Here is a 17205-nt window from a genome sequence, read left to right as displayed (position 1 = left end):
TAAAAAACAGTGCCCTTCTCCACAAAAGGCACTGAAAATTCTCTTTTAAATCGATAGGAGACAGAATGGCAGTAAAGGCTGTCTTCTGTCTCTTTTTTCTGTTCTGATTATTTTTCTGAATATCTCATGACACCTTGTAATCAGCTAAAAAACAAAATGGCCCGGCCTTTTTTGCGATTTGCTTATTGCTATATGGAGTATGTAATATCCCCGTACTATTAAAAAATCCTGGCCAGCGTGTTGCTCCTGGCCAGGATTTTTGCTTATTTGTTTACAAGATCAAAACGGTCTGCGTTCATCACTTTGTTCCAAGCTTTGATGAAATCGCGAACGAATTTTTCTTTGCTGTCGTCTTGTGCGTATACTTCAGCAATGGCACGCAGGATTGCGTTCGAGCCGAATACCAAGTCAAAACGTGTTGCAGTGCGGACAACTTCTTCCGTACCGCGGTATCTGCCTTCGTATTTATTGAACTCTGCTGGTGTCCATTCGATGTTCATATCCAATAAGTTAACGAAGAAATCGTTTGTCAGCACGCCGAGTTTGTCGGTCAAGATTCCTTCAGTAGCTCCTTGGTAATTGGCGCCGAATGCGCGCATGCCGCCGACTAATACAGTCATTTCCGGAGCTGTTAAGCCAAGCAAGCTCGCTTTATCAAGCAGCATTTCTTCTGGGCTTGTTGCGTATTCTTTCTTCTGGTAATTTCTGAAACCGTCTGAAATCGGCTCCAGCACTTTGAAGCTTTCTGCATCAGTTTGTTCTTCGAGTGCATCTCCACGGCCTTGCGTGAAAGGAACGGCAAGATCGAAGCCAGCTGCTTTTATCGCTTGTTCAATCGCAGCGTTTCCTCCGAGCACGATCAAGTCAGCGATGCTGATTTTGTTGCCGGTTTCTGCTTGCAGCTGCTCGTAGAAGGCAAGAACTTTCGCTAATTCTTCTGGCTCATTTACTTCCCATTCGCGTTGAGGAGCAAATCGGATGCGTGCTCCGTTGGCACCGCCGCGCTTGTCTGAATTACGGAATGTGCTGGCAGAAGCCCAAGCTGTTTTGACCAATTGCTGCGGGTTCAGTCCGCTTTCAAGGATCTTCACTTTCAGCTCATCCAATTCCTTGTCTTTTAAAGTGCCTGGTGCTTCCGGTACTGGATCTTGCCAGATCAATTCTTCTGTTGGAACTTCTGGTCCCCAGTAACGCTCTTTTGGTCCCATGTCACGGTGGAGAAGCTTGAACCACGCGCGGGCAAAGGCATCTTGGAACTCTTCCATGTTTTCATAATAACGGCGGGAAATTTTTTCATAAGCAGGATCCATGCGCAACGCCATATCAGCCGTTGTCATCATCGTTTTTACTTTGATCGACGAATCTTCTGCATCCGGTGCCATATGGTCTTCCGGCAGATCTTTTGCCGTCCATTGGTAAGCGCCTGCAGGAGATTTCGTCAATTCCCACTCGTAGCCGAATAATTGCTCGTAATAGCCGTTATCCCATTGCGTTGGGTTGGCCGTCCATGCACCTTCGATACCGCTTGAAATCGTATCGCGGCCTTTTCCTGAACCGTACGAGCTCTTCCAGCCCAATCCTTGGTTTTCGATAACTGCTGCTTCCGGATCGTCACTTACGTTGGAAGGATCTCCAGCGCCGTGGGCTTTGCCGAAAGTATGTCCGCCTGCGATCAACGCAACCGTCTCTTCGTCATTCATCCCCATGCGCGCGAATGTCTCGCGGATATCGACTGCACTTCCAAGAGGATCCGGCTTGCCGTTCGGACCTTCCGGATTGACGTAAATCAAGCCCATTTGTACGGCTGCCAACGGGTTTTCCAATTCGCGGTCCCCGGAATAACGATTATCCGCTAACCATTCTTTTTCATTGCCCCAATATACGTCTTCTTCCGGTGCCCAAATGTCTTCACGGCCTGCAGCGAATCCGAAGGTTTTGAAGCCCATTGATTCCAGTGCCACGTTGCCCGTCAAGACAAGTAAATCAGCCCAGGAAATTTTGTTTCCGTATTTTTGCTTGATCGGCCACAGCAAACGGCGCGCTTTGTCCAAGTTTACGTTATCCGGCCAGCTGTTAAGCGGTGCAAAACGCTGGTTTCCGGTCGAACCGCCTCCGCGGCCGTCCGTGTTCCGATACGTTCCTGCAGCATGCCATGACATACGGATGAACAAGCCGCCGTAATGGCCGTAATCTGCCGGCCACCAGTCTTGGCTGTCGGTCATCAAAGCGTGAAGATCTTGCTTCAATGCATCGTAATCCAATTTCTCGAATTCCGCTTTGTAATCAAACTCTTCACCTAGCGGATTCGATTTTTTATCGTGCTGATGCAGAATGCCCACGTTGAGCATATTCGGCCACCAGTCTTTATTTTGGGTTTTGCCTGGTTTGTTCGAAGTTGTAATGGCACTGTCTCTGTGCCCGCCTGTTTGGTCGGTTGGCTGTCCGCCTCCTGCGCCCGTGATCGGACATTGTGCATCGGATGCAGCTGTGTGACGCTTTTGATCGTTGTTTTCCATCTGTTAAACCCTCCTAATGATAATGAAAATGGTGAACTTCTATCCTTAACATTACTGCTGGGTACTGCTACGGCAGATTATAATTCTTACATTAGAATTATACTAAAGTAGATATAGACTGAACAGCAATAAGGTTGCAAATGTGAGAAAGGATTTTTTCTTTTTTGAGATTAATGAAAAAACTATGGAGGTTGCGTATAGAAAGTCGCTCAAGACGCTCTGGGCATGGCTCACATAATGAGCCGGGAAGAACACCCGTCTCATTAAGAACTTTCTGCTTCTGTCCCTGCAACGCTTCGCTAGCTTCGGGACATGAAAGTGCGTTGCATCGCTGCGCTAGCTTCGAAGCAAAGGAAATGACCCAAATTCCATTTGGCCATTTCCTTGTCCAGTCCTTGGCCGCGCCTCCGCTGGATAAGCTTTTTTAGAAATAAATAAACTAACCTGGATCTGCTATTTTGTAGATACAGAGTAAAACTGCCGATAAAACCTTACGGCTCCTGTCTCTGCATCGCTACAGCTTCGAGATATTGAAGTGCGTTGCAATGCTGCGCACTTCGTCGCAAGCTAGGCAGTTTTGCGGAGTATCTTAAAAGAAATCTAAAAATCAAAAGACCTCCTCTACAAAAAAGCGGCTGTCCGCTTTAAGAAAAAGCGGGCAGCCAGGGGTTTTATTCATTTATAAAGTAGAGATTCTGTTTCGATTGTGACGACGCGTTTGGTTTCGGCGGCTTCCATGATGCCTAACACGACTTTCAGCGAGCGGAGTGCGTCTTCGCCTGTGACAATCGGCTCCTGATCCAAGCGGATGGCGTCGATGAACGCGTCAATGACGCCGCTTTTTGTCTGGTTGTCGTTGGTTTGGATCGCTTCCAGCTGGTAATTGATTTTTTCGCCGGATTGCATGATGACTTGAAGCTGGTATTCGTCGTCGTGGTAGATTTTCATGATGCCTTTTTCGCAATAGACGACGGTGCTATTGTCTTCTTCTCCGTAATACGTCCAGGAGAAGGCGGCATTTCCAAGGCGCCCTTTTTCGGTTACCAAACTGCACACGAGATTGTCGCAGACTTCGATTGCTTCGCCGTTCTCGTCCTCTTTGTGCAGCGCGCCTTGGAACGCGCTGACTTGGACGATTTGGTCGTCGAGCAAATAATGCAGCAAATCGATTTTGTGGATTCCGAGGTCGCCGCCGACGCCGAATCCGGACCGTTCTTTCTTGAAGAACCAGGTGGATTTGGTTTTATTGATGCCCCAGGCTTCCGGCCCTGAATGCCCGAATGCGGTGCGGAACGTCAGCACCTTGCCGAGCTCGCCGCTGGCAATGATTTCGCGTGCTTTTTGGTGTGCACGAGTAAAACGCTGGTTGTGGTCGACCATAAGTTTTTTGCCGGAAGTTTTCTGGGCGGCCAGAATTTCTTGGGCGTATTCGACCGTCAGGGAAATTGGTTTTTCGCACAGCACGTGCTTTCCGCTCAATAATGCCTGGGTGGAGAATACATGGTGATGCTCATTCGACGAACAATCGCTGATGGCGACGATGTCGGGATCGGCGTACAATTCCTCGACGCTTTCTGCGACCATGCCGCCGAACATCGCCGCCATCGCTTCAGAACGGTCGAGGTTGCGGTCGTAAAAGACGATTTCATCGACATATGGATTTGCTGAATATTCCGGTGCGTGTCGCATTTTGGTGATGGACCCGCACCCGATAATGCCTACTTTGATGCCCATCGGATTTCCTCCTACTCTCTTTTTTGGAACACGACTGCAATGATAATGATCAAGCCTTTGACGAATCCTTGGAGATGGGGCGAAACGTTCATCAGGTTCATCATATTATTCAGGATACCCAAAATCAGGATGCCGAAAATCGTGCCGATGATTTTTCCGCGTCCGCCGGTCATGCGCGTGCCGCCGATGATGACGGCCGCAATGGCGTCGAGTTCGTATTGCGATCCCGAACTGGAAGACGAAATCGAATTCAGGCGCGACGTTTCAATGACCGCCGCGATGCCGACGAGCGTGCCGATCAATGTATACACGCCGATTTTGATGCGGTCCACGCGGATTGCTGACAGCATCGCCGCTTTTTCATTCGACCCCAAGGCATAGACGTACCTGCCGAAGCGGGTTTTGTGCATCAAGACATAAATCAGCACCGCCATCACGAAGAAAATGATGACCGGAAAATCGAAAATCCATAAATTATTATTGGCGATTGCCGTAAAGCCGCTGACTTCACCGGAGACGCTGCCTCCTTCGGCGATGTAAAGCGCGATGGACCGCGCGCCTGCCATCATCCCGAGCGTGGCGATAAACGAGGCGATTCGCCCTTTTGCGACCATCAGGCCATTCAGGAATCCGGCGAATGAACCGACCAAGAGCGCTGTGAAAACGCCCACTAAAATGCTGCCGGATGCATTCAATGCCAACACGGAAATCACGCCGGCAAGCGCCAAGACAGAGCCAACCGATAAATCGATGCCACCAGACAGCATGACGACCGTCATGCCGAGTGCGATGATGCCGATGATCGAAACCTGCATCAAGATGTTCAATTGGTTATTGATATCGAGAAATCGGGGGTTCATCGCGGAAGCGCCGATGTAAATAATGACGAATGCGATGATGACACTGTATTCCGACCAGAGCCACGTCAGCCGGCTTTTCACGCTCGGCGATTCCGGGCTGTATTCTTTTGTGTCGATATTAGCCAATTTTCTCTCCCTCCCTTTTCGCTCCAGTGGCGTAATGCATGATTTCCTCTTCGCTCGCTTCGTCGCCAGTGAAGCGAGCCGTGATTTCGCCATGGTACATGACGTGGATGCTATGACAGATCCGCATCACTTCCGGGGCTTCCGATGACAGGATAATGATGGCTTTGCCGAGCTTCGCGAGCGTCAAGATCTGCTGGTAAATCTCCTGTTTCGCGCCGACATCGATTCCTTGCGTCGGGTTGTCGAAAATCAGGATGTCCGTTTCCGCTTCGAGCCATTTCGCGATGATGACTTTCTGCTGGTTTCCGCCGCTTAATTTATCGATGGTGATGCGCGGATTATGCACTTTGATGTTCAATGCTTTTTTATACGTATTGAATTGCTCCTGCTCTTTTTTGTCTTGGATAAACCCCATGCGCTCGAAATTCCCCATCGACGACAAACTCATATTGTGGATCACACTGAGGTCTTTGATGATGGCATTTTCTTTGCGGTCTTTCGGCACATAGCCCATACCCGCTCGCAGCGCTTTTCGCGGATGCGTGATGTGGACAGACTTGCCTTTCACTTTCACGGTGCCCGTGTATTTTTTCCGGTAGCCGAACAAACTCTCGAAAAGCTCTGTCCGCCCATCGCCCGCAAGCCCGGTAAAGCCCACGATTTCGCCTTGCCGGACGGTAAAATCGATGTTTTTGAATAAACCCGTGCTCGTTAATCCCTGCACTTCCAATGCCAGTTCGCCAAACTCGTGCTCATGCACGTACCGATCCTGTGAAATGGATTTCCCGACCATCAACTTGGTGATCACTTCCAGGTTCTCATTTTGCATGACATCCGTCTTCACCAACTGGCCATCCCGTAAAACGGTGTAGCGGTCACAGACTTCCTGGATTTCCTTTAATTTATGGGAAATGTAGATGATGGAAACGCCGGACTTTTTCAAGTTTTTCATCAAGATAAAAAGGCGGCTCACTTCATGTTCTGCAAGCGACGTTGTCGGTTCATCCATGATGATCAACTGCGATTTATGCAGCAAGGCTTTTGAAATCTCGATCAATTGCTTGTAAGAGGTCGCCAGGTTGCGCACATATTCTTTCGGATCGATGGAAACACCCAGCTGCGCCAAAATTTCGTGGGTTTGGCGGCACATCTCTTCCACGTTCAAAAACCCGAATCTGGTGCGAATTTCTGAACCTAGAAACATGTTTTCATAGACTCTCAGGTCGCCGACCATATTCAGTTCCTGATGGATAAAGCTGATGCCTTGCGCTTGCGAAACGTGCGGATTCGCCAGTTTGATTTCCTCGCCGCCGATCAAAATCTGTCCGTTGTCCGGCTGGTGGATGCCGCCCAAAATATTCATCAGCGTCGATTTTCCGGCCCCGTTTTCGCCAAGCAGCGCATGGATTTCGCCCCGTTCCACTTCCAGCGTCACCTTTTTCAAAACCGGTACGCCGTTGAAAGATTTTTCAATTCCGTTCATTGCCACAAAAGGATGCATTGCCATGTCTTACCCCCCTATAGGAAAAGAGGAAATGCAATGGAACCATCGCATTTCCTGGCAGTCCGTTTAAAATTTAGATTCCGGATCGTAATATTCTTCGACATTTTCTTTTGTCACTTGCGTCGCTTCTTTTACAACCATCGCTTCAGCCGGATCTTCTCCTTGGGCGATGCCTGCCGCGATGGTCACCGCATCTTCCACCATTGTCGGTGAGTAAAGGAACGTCGCTTTCATCAGCCCGTCGTTTTGAATATCTTCAAAGACACCTTTGGCTCCGCCTGCACCTGTGACAAACTGGATATCCGTGCGGCCCGCTTCTTTGATGGCCTGCAAGACACCTAATGCCATGCCATCATCTTGCGTGAAGACGGCATCGATTTCAGGGTTTGCCTGCAAAATGTTCTGCATGACTTCCAATGACTTCTCAGTTGAAAAGTCGCCGCTTTGGGAGGCTATGATTTCCATCCCCGGTGCCCCTTCAACAGCTTCTTTAAAGCCAGCGCCGCGCTGTTCGGTCACCGAACTTGGGGGACCGGTGATTTCAACGATTTTGCCTTCGCCGTTCAATTGCTCCACGAAGTATTTGCCGGCATTGACGCCGATTCCTTCGTTGTCCCCTTTGACGACGACCGTGGCCGCATCGTTTTCAAGTTCCCGGTCCACGATGACGAGCGGAATGCCGGCATCTTTTATCTTTTGGCCGACCGGCGTCAAAGCTGCAGATTCAATCGGCAGCATGACAATGACATCAACGCCCTGCGCGATTAAATCATCGACATCGTTTGCTTGTTTGTTCGGGTCTGCCGCATTGGTCATGACGTATTCAATGCCATCGCTTTCTTTTAAAGCCATCGCCTGTTTTTCAGCGCTGTCGATCAACGCCCCCATCCAGCCATGCGTTGCCGAAGGAAGGGAGATGCCGATCGTCACTTTTTCGTCTCCGCCTTCATCCGTTGACCCGGTCTCGCCGCCGCTTTCCGTGTCGCTGCCGCACGCTGCCAAACCGAAAATTGTAATTAAAGACAATAGAATGAGCCATAATTTCTTCACTTTATCCACCCCTTCAAGTTTTTAAAATCCCTGCACACAATCTTTTTCTTCGCTAAGACCAGCGCTCTATCATCAATCCGTTTGATCAGAGCGCGCCGGCCTCAGCCGCCTTATCCGGTAGTCGATTCCCGTATGACCAATTCAAAGCCCAAGACGACGCTGTCCACGGCTTTTCCGCGGATCTTGTCGATCAGCATCCGCGCAGCGATGGTCCCCATCTTGTACATCGGCTGGGCGACTGTCGTCAGTGCCGGGTTCGTCATATTGGAGAAATCGATTTTATCGAACCCGACTACGGCAATATCCTGCGGCACCTGGAGCCCCGCTGCTTTGATTTCTTTCAAAGCCCCGATTGCCAATAAATCCGAGACTGCAAACACCGCTGTCGGGCGGTCGTCCAAATGGAGAATTTTTTTCATCGCCAATTGTCCTTGTTCAAAGCCCAATTCCTGTGTATACGAGATATAGTTTTTATTCAGCTGAATGCCGCTTTCCTGGAGTGCGCGTTCATATCCCATGCGCCGCTCGCGGGCGTAGAGGAATTTCTCGTCGGAATTCATCAACGCGATTTTCTGATGCCCGATTTGGATCAAGTGCTTAACGGCCCGGTAAGAAGCCTCTTCGCTGTCGATCGTGACGTAAGGAATATCCATGCCGCCGCCGTATTCGCTGCACTGGATGATGGCGTAGTTTTCAGCCAGTTCCTTCAAGGTCTCGACGTTGACAGCGGGATCCATCGAAATAATTCCATCCGCCATCTTTTTCCGCAGCAAGTCGAAATAGATTTCCTCTTTTTCCGGCTTCGAATCCGTTTCGCACAGTAATATGCTGTAATTCTGGCTCAGCGCCATATTTTCAATCCCTTTGATGATTTCAAAATAAAACGGATTGGAAATAGTCGGGATCAAAACCAGCACAATGCGGCTTTCGGAATTCCGCAGATTCCGCCCCAGCATGCTCGGTTCGTAATTTAAGTATTGGATCGCCTCCTCCACTTTCTGCTTGGTTTTTGCCGTTACTGTTGTTTGGCCATTGAGCACCCGGGACACGGTTGCCACCGAAACCCCTGCATGCTTAGCCACTTGTTGGATATTTGCCATATTCTTTCCTTCTTTCTGACTCGACACGCTCGTTTCGAAATGTAATCGATTACATTTTCATCATAAATTAATCAGAATTATCTGTCAATAAGTATTTTTTTATTCAAAATACGTTGATTTTAACGCATTATTTCTATATGTTAATAATGTAATGGTTTACATGACAGTATATTCAGAAATCGAGATGGGAGGGAATTTATTGAAACTTGGAGTTTTTACCGTATTGTTTTCCGATCGAAATTTTGAAGACATGCTGGCCTATGTCTCGTCAAAAGGCATCGAAGCAATAGAACTGGGCACTGGCGGCTATCCGGGCGACGCCCATTGCAAATTGGACGAATTGCTGGCTGACGAAGAAAAGCAGCAAGTGTTCCTGCAGCAAATTGAAGATGCCGGCTTGATCATCAGCGCGCTCAGCTGCCATGCCAATCCGCTTCATCCGCAAAAACAAATTGCGGGTCCGGCGGATGAATTGCTTATCAAGACGATGCAATTGGCCTCGAAACTGAACGTGCCGGTCGTCAACACCTTTTCCGGCTGTCCGGGCGACCACGAGCACGCGCTTTATCCGAATTGGCCCGTCGCCGCGTGGCCGCATGATTTCCAAGAAGTCCTCAAATGGCAATGGGAAGAAAAGCTGATTCCTTACTGGAAAGATAAAAACAGCTTGGCTGAATCGCTCAATGTGAAAATCGGCTTGGAGCTGCATGGCGGTTTTTCCGTCCACACCCCGGCGACGATGCTGCGGCTGCGCGAAGCATGCGGCCCATTTATCGGGGCCAATCTGGACCCGAGCCATATGTGGTGGCAAGGCATCGATCCGGTGGAAGCCATCAAAATACTCGGCCGTGAAAACGCGATCCACCATTTCCACGCCAAAGACACCATTATCGACCAGGCCAATACGAACCGAAACGGCTTGACCGACATGACCGATTATTCCGAGATGAAAGACCGCGCTTGGTATTTCCGGACGGTCGGATTCGGCCATGACCAAAAAAACTGGGCCGACATCATCAGCACACTGCGCCTCTACGGCTACGATTACGTTGTCAGCATCGAGCACGAAGACGGGTTGATGTCGATCAACGAAGGCTTCACCAAAGCGGTGGAGAATTTGAAGCCGGTGATGGTGAAGGAATCGGTTGGTGAGATGTGGTGGACGTGATTCCATCTTCAACAAAAAACCTCATTCAGCTCCCTGCAACAGGGCTAAATGAGGTTTATTTCTTTTTGCTATTCCAGCTCTTCTTCTGCAAGCAGCTTAAATCCTTCAATCATCGTGTCTTCTTCCACTTCGATCAAAATGCAGCGCTTGCCGTTGTAATTGACTTCTTTGACGTAACGTAAGTCTTGCGGGCTGATCTTGATTTCCGCGACTTTCGTGCTGATTTTGATGGATTTCGAGGCATAGCTTGGTACGACATGGCTCGCTTTCATTTCGTAGCTCCGGTCTTCAACGACCTGCTGGAACGCCCGCTCCACTTTTTCGATGCTGACGTCTTTCACGCCGCTCGCCTTCAGCACACGCGTCACTTCCACCGTATCCAAAACCGGCGTTTCCACATCTTCTTTCTCCGCTTCTTTTTCCACTTCCAGCATGATGTTGATTTCATCATAAAGTCCGGCGAGCGTCCGCGAATTCACTTCGTCGCCGATGACGGCTTTGACGATTTCCTCAAACACCGCCTTGTCTTCCTCGGCCGTCATGATTTCATTGCCGTTCAAGACGTTCTCGATAAATTGAAAATCCGGTTTATTCGCTTTGCCGGAAGCGTAGACGATGTGATGGATATCCGCGGCGTTGTCCGTGAAGCTCGGGAACAGGAAGCCCCCGACAGGCGAAGCCAGTTTAATGACCGGGTCGACCAGCACATTCGACTTGAATTCTTTTTCCACAAAATCAAACACCAACGAACTTTTCGGCAGCTCGGTCTCGTTCATGCTGCAAAGGATGAACGGCGTCGTGTACACCTCATCGCGCATATCGATTTCTGTTTCATCGGCCTGGCGCTTGGTCGTTTTAAAATAAGTCCCCCGAATGAACGTGATGACCATGTCTTTTTCATACGGTTTCTCTTCCACCATTTTCAAGGCAATGCGCTGCATATTCGTTTTCCATTCAGCTGCGTCCTCTGCCTCCAGTCCTTCGTATAGGAGCCGCTGCGTATGGTCCGCCTGCCCTTCTTCCTGCGGCTGGAACTTCACCTCAAACAGCTTCACGTCCATTTTGCCGCCCAGCACCTTCTTGAAATTGGCAAGGAACAGCTCCTGCTGCTCTCGGTCCAGCATCGAAAACGAGCGGCCCTCTTCATGGAAGATTTCACTGCTTTCCTGCTGGATGTAGACGTTGTAAATTTCAGCGATTTTCAATAAATCCGTATCCAGCTTAAATCGTTTGCGAATATCTGCAATATCTTTATTGTTCATTTATAATTCCAACTCCCTGATTAAAATCCGTGGTGCACACAAAAAAAAGACCATCCAAAGCTGTATTAAGCTTTTGGTGCCCTTTTAGTATAACAAGATTTCGGATGAAACAGACATCACGATACCGAAAACAATGAAATGGCCCGTTTAATGCTTTGCCGCGTGCAAGCGCCGATGGAGCTCATGCACTTGCTCCGCCAGTTCCGGCACGGGGCCAGCCACTTCTGCATCCACGATGACATCCCGAATGGCGAGGCTGCGGACTCGCGCAGGCGGTGCGCCCAATTCTCTCATCCATCCCGACAACTGCTCCGACGAACTGGCGTAGACAATCCGGCCAAGACCAACCCAGCCATGCGCCGCCGCACACATCGGGCAATGCTCGCCCGATGTATAAACCGTCGCCTTGCTTCTCTCTTCCGGTGACAGGTTATTTGCTGCCCAGCGCGCAATCGCAAACTCGGGATGCTGCGTATGGTCGCCTCCCGCCACGTGGTTATGGTCTTCAAACAGCACTTTGCCGGCAGCTGATACCAGCACGGACCCGAATGGCTCGTCGCCTTTGTCCAAAGCGATTTCCGCCAATTCCACACAACGCTGTAAATACTTTAAATCCGTTTCTCCGATCATTTTTAAGCCCTCCTTAAAAGTTATCATTGGATTTTTGTTGTTCAATGGAGTCCTGTGTAAGGAGCCTTATGCCCGTTGATGCAATAAAAAAATGGATTCCCCGTTTTCCTCATCCACCTTCGCAAACCCCAATTTCTCCAGCAGCTGAACCGACGCCATATTTTCCGGCGCCGCTCCGGCCATAATCTTAAATTCGCCTTGCTGCTGTATCCAGTGGATCATTGCCAGGGTTATTTCATAGGCATAACCCTGTCTTTTAAAGGACGGGCTGACGGTATAGCCAATCCAGAAAGTGTCAGCTTCCTTTTTAATGAAAACATCCCCGATGAGAATTTCATCATCTTTCCTGATGATCGCAAACTGCGCGCCGCTGTCCAGGGTCGCTCTCTTCAATAGAATTTCTTTGTATTCCTCCCGCGATAACCCTTTAAAGAATTGAAATTTCATCCATTCCGGATCGTTGCGGTATGAGACAAAATCATTCAGATCGCTTTCGGCAAACCGTCTTGTGTAGCATCTTTCGGATTCGAAGATTACTTTCATTTCATCGTTTATCATGGACTCTTTCACCCTCTCTCTTCATTCACCAATGATTATTGAGCTCTCTTTATCGTCTGAAGTTCCTTTTGAACAGTATTTATTGATGTAATGGCATCTTTGGATTGTTAAGCCAATTTATCAGGCTGGTATTGAAGTTTCTCTCCCGAAGTTGCTGTGTGATGTTCCATTTTCCTTAAAAGTGGAACATCATAAATGAACCAATCGAAATCGTTTTTTTCATAGCCGATATCAATGCGCTCCATATGGTTATTTCCTAACTCCGATAATCATGCAAAAGGAATCCACCCAATTCTTGGTTTTAACGGATTCCTCATGTAGGTTTGCTGCATGTTTTGAATTGTATTCTGCACTGGGGCGTGATTTCAACTAACTGAAAATCAGCGAGATCTTACGCAGAATTTTGCAGCGGTTCAAGTCGCAATTCCAATAGATTTGTCTTCATATTGTGCATTGTTCAATGCTTTTAAAATAAAATGTGCAACATCCGCACGAGGAATAGTCTTGGATTTCTCCGGCACACCCGATTCAGTTTCTCTGTACTCGCCTGTAAAAGGCACGTTAGTCAAGCCCATCGGCCGCACAATCGTATAGGTCAATCCATGTGCCTTAATATGATCAACAGCAGCCCGGTGATCGGTTAAGGCATTCTTCAGTACTCCCATCATCAGTTTCCCGCTTACACCTGTCAATTCATTATGAACGCCCGCAGAAGCAGTATAGACAATCCGATTCACGTCATGCTCCTGCATGCCTGCAACAATGTTTTTCGCCATGTCGCTGAGTTCCGTTGATTTCTTCATCCCTTGGTCCAAACCTAAACAGGATATGACAGCCTTATGTCCGGCGATGGCCGCTGAGACTTCAGCGGAATTTAGAGCATCGCCCTGTATGACATTCACATTCGCGTGTGTAACTTCCAGCTTTGCAGGATTCCGGACGAACGCCGTGACCTCAAAACCGTTTTCTACTGCCTGTTTCACAACTGATTGGCCTACACCGCCGGTTGCACCAAAAACAATAATTTTCATGCTGCTTCACCTTTCCTTCTCATTTTTATTTTAGAAAAGACGATTTTCACTTCACTTGCATTTTCCTCCACTTGATACGCGTGCCAGATTCAATCCTAAAATCTTTACCCAGAATCCCATTACGACTGTAAATTCTCTTTGAGCCTTTAAGGTTTTAGAGCACTTCTTACTAGAGGAAGATTTTTAAAAATTAATTTTTTAACAACAAAAATATCATGATAATAAACACATATTTATTGTTAATCAATAAATAATCTGTTAAAATCAACTTAATAATACCGATGTGGGTTGCTTTTCATAAAACTCAATATACTAAATTGAAAATATGGAGAGGCAAAAGTTAAGGAGACAGTCAAAATAATCTAGTTCGATTCATAAACATCATAAAGGACAGCGGAAATTGAGACAACAATTAGTAGAGGAGGGAAAAATTGTGGAGAATAACAATAAGGTCATTGAAAATATCTCAGATCCCACCGAGCTGGAAAGATTGTTCAGGGAAGATCCAAAAGACTTTAAAAAAGATTTTGCAGAGGCTTTCGAACAAAATCCTGATTCCCCAGTTCTTGCCGTTTGGCATGAACGCTTGCATTTTAAGGAAGCGGCAACTACAGAAAAAGATTTCTTTCTTCAAAAGGAATTCTTATTCATGGGCATGTTAGCAATTCTGGCCGGCATCAGCACCCGGATCATCTTCCATTTTGTCGAACTGCAGGCAATCGCCCCCATTAACCTGGCTTTCGGCGTGCTTCCCTTTATTGCCGCTTATTTTGTTTATAAAAATCCACCGAAAAAAAGCGTTCTGTACTTTCTTGTGCTGCTGTTCTTAATCTCGGGAGTTTATCTCAATCTGCTGCCCTTGGAATATACAGACAGCATCATTCTTGCTTACTTGCATCTCCCGATATTCCTATGGGTATTGGTTGGCCTTGCATTCGCAGGGAATAAATTCGGCAATGACAGCACCCGATTAGCGTATCTCAAATTCAATTTGAATTTCGCTATGCTCTACGCCAGTTTGGCAATCAGCGGCATGCTGCTGGCGGCAGTTACCATGCAGCTGTTCAGCTTTATCGGATTAAATATCGAAGACTTCTATTTCAGCAATATCGTTTTATTTGGAGCTGCTGCCCTCGCTGTCGTGACAGCATACGTGGTTTCACGGAACCTGAAACTCGCTAAAAATGTTGCCCCGTATATAGCGAAGATTTTCAGCCCGCTCGTCCTGGTAACATTAATAGCTTATCTCATCGCAATTATTTGGCTGGGGAAAAATCCATTCTTGGACCGTGATTTCCTGCTAATCTTCAATGGCATCCTTCTTGGCGTGCTGGCCGTCACCATATTTTCCATCACCGAAAGTGGCTCAGACGAGAAAAAGAGCATCTCTGATTATGTAAATTTTGCCTTGATTGGGCTGGCGCTTATCATCGACAGTGTCGCTTTATCCGCCATCATGTTCAGGCTGACTTCTTATGGCATTACGCCCAACCGCCTTGCGGTTTTAGGCGTAAACATCCTGGTTTGGGCCAATTTAATTTGGATCATGCTTTCCTATCTGCGTTTTCTGCGAAATAAAACCGGCCCTTCCACCATCCAAGATGCCGTTACGAAATATTTGCCGGTCTACGGAATTTGGGCAGCTATCGTTATCTTTACTTTTCCGATAATTTTTTAATTAGAAAAGCTTTGTTTATAAAATAGGATTTTTTCTTTTCATTCTGAATCTGTAAAAGCCAAGAATGCCAGGCAAGTTTTCTCTCTTGCTTGGTGTTCTTGGCTTTTTTTTTATAAAAATCTTTTTAATTTTACTGAATTTTTTGGGGTTATTTTTATCTTTTCAATTTTTTTAAAAAGTTTTGCTGTAAATTATAGTCCCATAATCTCTTTCTTTTTTGTATTAAACTCTTCTTCCGTTAGGATTCCTGCGTCCATAAGGTCTTTCAATTTCCTAAGCGTTTCAATCTGCTCATCAAAGGACATCGTTTTCTTCAGCTCTGCATTAGTGCCTAATCCTTGGGCCATGTTCATTCCGAAAATCATACCACCTGCATCACCAAGACCGTAGTTTTGAATACCTTGTGCAATTTTCTGTTGTGCCGCAATATTGGAAGCCTTTTGAGAAACATCGTCATAAGCCTTAATATTCATCCTGTGAGAAGAATATTGCTTCACAAGTTCTCTTGACTCATCTGTAAGTTCGATATTTTCAATGGAAACCTTAACGATTTCAAATCCAAAGCGCTCTCCCCACGTACCCGCATTATCAGAATCATGAGTAATCATATTTGAAATAGCATTTCCCTGCGACGGAAGCTGAGAAATTCTATATGTGCTCGAAAGCGAGTTTATGACTACTGTGAATGATTGCAGGAAATCAGACAGAATTTGTGACCTTACTTGGATGTCATCAAAAGAGTAATACGTAACATTCGCTGGCACAAAGTTTCTTATGAATTTAACTACATCTTTAATTTGAATTGTAAACGACCCATATGCAAATATTTCGAGGTCTGTTCCGTAATACATGTCATTATAGACTTGGGCTCCGCGGGTTCCAAACTTAATATCTCTGATTTCGCGCAGATTTATAAATGTGATTTGTTTCTCATCTGTAGAAAGACCACCATATCCTATACGATCTTTAACTTGTTTAAAGATCGATTGTTCAATACTGTCACCGTTAAATATACTGCTCTTCCCATTTTGATATTCATATCCGCCCGCTTCTGTAATAATGTCTTCAATTCCGGACTCGCTAAAAATAAATGCAGCAGTCTTCTCGGGCACATAGATTTTTGAGCCATTAGAAATAATAACACTCGATCCATCCATATTTGTCCCACGTCCGTTATTTGTGGACTTCCGAACGCCAGGGGCCATAGCTGTGCGTTCATCAAATACTCCGGCAGTAATAATATCTTTCCATTGATCCGCGAAAGTGCCGACAATAGCTCCAGTAAATGCGGTTGTAATTCCCATATAAATGTACCTCCCTCTTATAATACTTGATCTGTGTCACAGTACTTGCAATGCATTATTTGTAGTTTTTTTCCAGTAAGAGGTGCAGAACAAGAGATACATTTTTTACTTACCATTTCGGATGAAACACTATTATCTATTTTTTTAGATTGAATACCAAAAGTATCTTTAAAAATATCAACAGTTCCTTTAATTGTTTCTGAAAAATACTCGGTTCCTAGAAGTGCAAAACCGGAGGGAACAGTGGTTGACTCATGTCCCGTTACTAACTTACTTATGGCATTTATCCATTGAACAACCTCTTTTTTGATCAAAGACTGAAATCCAAAAAATTCATGTCCATTTAGGAAATAAATTTCAAGTTGTGGACTACCATTCCGCTGTTTTCCTAAAATGGCCTGAGATTTCCCATTAAAAATTTTGATTTGATTTAAAGGGTATTTTTTTACATTCTTTGTATTTCCAAACACTCCTTTTTTAACATGTATAATATTTTGATTTGTAAGAATAAGTTCGTCCGTATAATTCGCCATTAATCCCCCATGCATTACATTCTTACTCTTAAGGATGATTGATTCATTCGGCATTAAATTAACTTTTACCATAGCATAACCTCTAATCTTTCAGCTTTATATTACTAATTGAAAATAGTTACTTTAAGTTGCATCAATCTAGTTCAATTTC

At 46.4% G+C, this 17205-nt stretch carries 15 protein-coding genes; 2 read left to right on the top strand and 13 right to left on the bottom strand.

Annotation, left to right across the window (positions count from 1 at the left end):
* Positions 1-263: 263 nt before the first annotated feature.
* From katG to QMA09_RS12630, 6 genes are all read right to left on the bottom strand, one after another.
* Positions 264-2516, bottom strand: a complete 2253-nt coding sequence (katG, locus tag QMA09_RS12655; protein WP_290213351.1) for a catalase/peroxidase HPI — start codon at positions 2514-2516, stop codon at positions 264-266.
* A 675-nt stretch (positions 2517-3191) separates the two neighbouring features.
* Positions 3192-4250: a Gfo/Idh/MocA family protein gene (locus QMA09_RS12650; protein ID WP_290213350.1), complete on the bottom strand. Its 1059-nt coding sequence runs from the start codon at positions 4248-4250 to the stop codon at positions 3192-3194.
* Between the two features lie 11 nt (positions 4251-4261).
* The gene (locus tag QMA09_RS12645) at positions 4262-5236 is read right to left on the bottom strand and encodes an ABC transporter permease (RefSeq protein ID WP_241666078.1); all 975 of its coding nucleotides are present in this window, start codon (positions 5234-5236) and stop codon (positions 4262-4264) included.
* Positions 5229-6743, bottom strand: coding sequence for a sugar ABC transporter ATP-binding protein (locus QMA09_RS12640; RefSeq protein ID WP_290213349.1), 1515 nt, complete (start codon positions 6741-6743; stop codon positions 5229-5231). The genes QMA09_RS12645 and QMA09_RS12640 overlap by 8 nt, the downstream gene beginning before the upstream one ends.
* Before the next feature lie 63 nt (positions 6744-6806).
* Positions 6807-7790, bottom strand: a complete 984-nt coding sequence (locus tag QMA09_RS12635; RefSeq protein WP_290213348.1) for a substrate-binding domain-containing protein — start codon at positions 7788-7790, stop codon at positions 6807-6809.
* 110 nt (positions 7791-7900) lie between these two features.
* Positions 7901-8890 carry a LacI family DNA-binding transcriptional regulator gene (locus tag QMA09_RS12630; RefSeq protein WP_290213347.1) on the bottom strand — a complete coding sequence of 330 codons (990 nt, stop codon included), beginning with the start codon at positions 8888-8890 and terminating at the stop codon, positions 7901-7903.
* A gap of 199 nt (positions 8891-9089) precedes the next feature.
* Here QMA09_RS12630 and QMA09_RS12625 point away from each other — a divergent pair, with 199 nt between their 5' ends.
* Positions 9090-10058, top strand: coding sequence for a sugar phosphate isomerase/epimerase family protein (locus QMA09_RS12625; RefSeq protein ID WP_290213346.1), 969 nt, complete (start codon positions 9090-9092; stop codon positions 10056-10058).
* Between the two features lie 68 nt (positions 10059-10126).
* Here QMA09_RS12625 and QMA09_RS12620 read toward each other — a convergent pair whose 3' ends face one another.
* The 5 genes from QMA09_RS12620 to QMA09_RS12600 all read right to left on the bottom strand — a co-directional run bounded on the left by QMA09_RS12620 (position 10127) and on the right by QMA09_RS12600 (position 13539).
* Positions 10127-11320 carry a DUF4317 domain-containing protein gene (locus tag QMA09_RS12620; RefSeq protein WP_290213345.1) on the bottom strand — a complete coding sequence of 398 codons (1194 nt, stop codon included), beginning with the start codon at positions 11318-11320 and terminating at the stop codon, positions 10127-10129.
* Positions 11321-11467: 147 nt separating this feature from the next.
* Positions 11468-11950 (bottom strand): nucleoside deaminase, encoded by a 483-nt coding sequence (locus QMA09_RS12615; RefSeq protein ID WP_290213344.1) that lies wholly within the window; start codon positions 11948-11950, stop codon positions 11468-11470.
* A gap of 66 nt (positions 11951-12016) precedes the next feature.
* Positions 12017-12508: a GNAT family N-acetyltransferase gene (locus QMA09_RS12610; RefSeq protein WP_290213343.1), complete on the bottom strand. Its 492-nt coding sequence runs from the start codon at positions 12506-12508 to the stop codon at positions 12017-12019.
* A gap of 107 nt (positions 12509-12615) precedes the next feature.
* The gene (locus QMA09_RS12605; RefSeq protein ID WP_290213341.1) at positions 12616-12753 is read right to left on the bottom strand and encodes a hypothetical protein; all 138 of its coding nucleotides are present in this window, start codon (positions 12751-12753) and stop codon (positions 12616-12618) included.
* Positions 12754-12921: 168 nt separating this feature from the next.
* Entirely contained in the window at positions 12922-13539 is a 618-nt protein-coding gene (locus QMA09_RS12600) for an NAD(P)-dependent oxidoreductase (protein ID WP_290213340.1), read from the bottom strand.
* A 433-nt stretch (positions 13540-13972) separates the two neighbouring features.
* On the opposite strand from QMA09_RS12600, the gene QMA09_RS12595 reads away from it, so the two are divergent.
* The gene (locus tag QMA09_RS12595) at positions 13973-15217 is read left to right on the top strand and encodes a DUF4153 domain-containing protein (protein WP_290213339.1); all 1245 of its coding nucleotides are present in this window, start codon (positions 13973-13975) and stop codon (positions 15215-15217) included.
* A gap of 191 nt (positions 15218-15408) precedes the next feature.
* Here the strand turns inward: QMA09_RS12595 and QMA09_RS12590 are convergent, their stop codons facing one another.
* The gene (locus QMA09_RS12590) at positions 15409-16521 is read right to left on the bottom strand and encodes an SPFH domain-containing protein (protein WP_290213338.1); all 1113 of its coding nucleotides are present in this window, start codon (positions 16519-16521) and stop codon (positions 15409-15411) included.
* Between the two features lie 17 nt (positions 16522-16538).
* Positions 16539-17126, bottom strand: a complete 588-nt coding sequence (locus QMA09_RS12585) for a PH domain-containing protein (protein ID WP_290213337.1) — start codon at positions 17124-17126, stop codon at positions 16539-16541.
* Positions 17127-17205: the final 79 nt, after the last annotated feature.

The sequence above is a fragment of the Planococcus sp. APC 3906 genome (genome assembly GCF_030407685.1).
Lineage (GTDB): Bacteria > Bacillota > Bacilli > Bacillales_A > Planococcaceae > Planococcus > Planococcus koreensis.
The sequence above is the reverse complement of the archived record's forward strand: the minus strand, read 5'-3'. Positions and strand labels throughout refer to the sequence as shown.

What these genes read in the sequence shown, in the direction of transcription:
- katG (WP_290213351.1), bottom strand. Translation starts at nt 2,516, where the DNA reads ATGGAAAACAACGATCAAAAGCGTCACACAGCTGCATCCGATGCACAA.
- QMA09_RS12650 (WP_290213350.1), bottom strand. Translation starts at nt 4,250, where the DNA reads ATGGGCATCAAAGTAGGCATTATCGGGTGCGGGTCCATCACCAAAATG.
- QMA09_RS12640 (WP_290213349.1), bottom strand. Translation starts at nt 6,743, where the DNA reads ATGGCAATGCATCCTTTTGTGGCAATGAACGGAATTGAAAAATCTTTC.
- QMA09_RS12630 (WP_290213347.1), bottom strand. Translation starts at nt 8,890, where the DNA reads ATGGCAAATATCCAACAAGTGGCTAAGCATGCAGGGGTTTCGGTGGCA.
- QMA09_RS12620 (WP_290213345.1), bottom strand. Translation starts at nt 11,320, where the DNA reads ATGAACAATAAAGATATTGCAGATATTCGCAAACGATTTAAGCTGGAT.
- QMA09_RS12615 (WP_290213344.1), bottom strand. Translation starts at nt 11,950, where the DNA reads ATGATCGGAGAAACGGATTTAAAGTATTTACAGCGTTGTGTGGAATTG.
- QMA09_RS12610 (WP_290213343.1), bottom strand. Translation starts at nt 12,508, where the DNA reads ATGATAAACGATGAAATGAAAGTAATCTTCGAATCCGAAAGATGCTAC.
- QMA09_RS12605 (WP_290213341.1), bottom strand. Translation starts at nt 12,753, where the DNA reads ATGGAGCGCATTGATATCGGCTATGAAAAAAACGATTTCGATTGGTTC.
- QMA09_RS12600 (WP_290213340.1), bottom strand. Translation starts at nt 13,539, where the DNA reads ATGAAAATTATTGTTTTTGGTGCAACCGGCGGTGTAGGCCAATCAGTT.
- QMA09_RS12590 (WP_290213338.1), bottom strand. Translation starts at nt 16,521, where the DNA reads ATGGGAATTACAACCGCATTTACTGGAGCTATTGTCGGCACTTTCGCG.
- QMA09_RS12585 (WP_290213337.1), bottom strand. Translation starts at nt 17,126, where the DNA reads ATGGTAAAAGTTAATTTAATGCCGAATGAATCAATCATCCTTAAGAGT.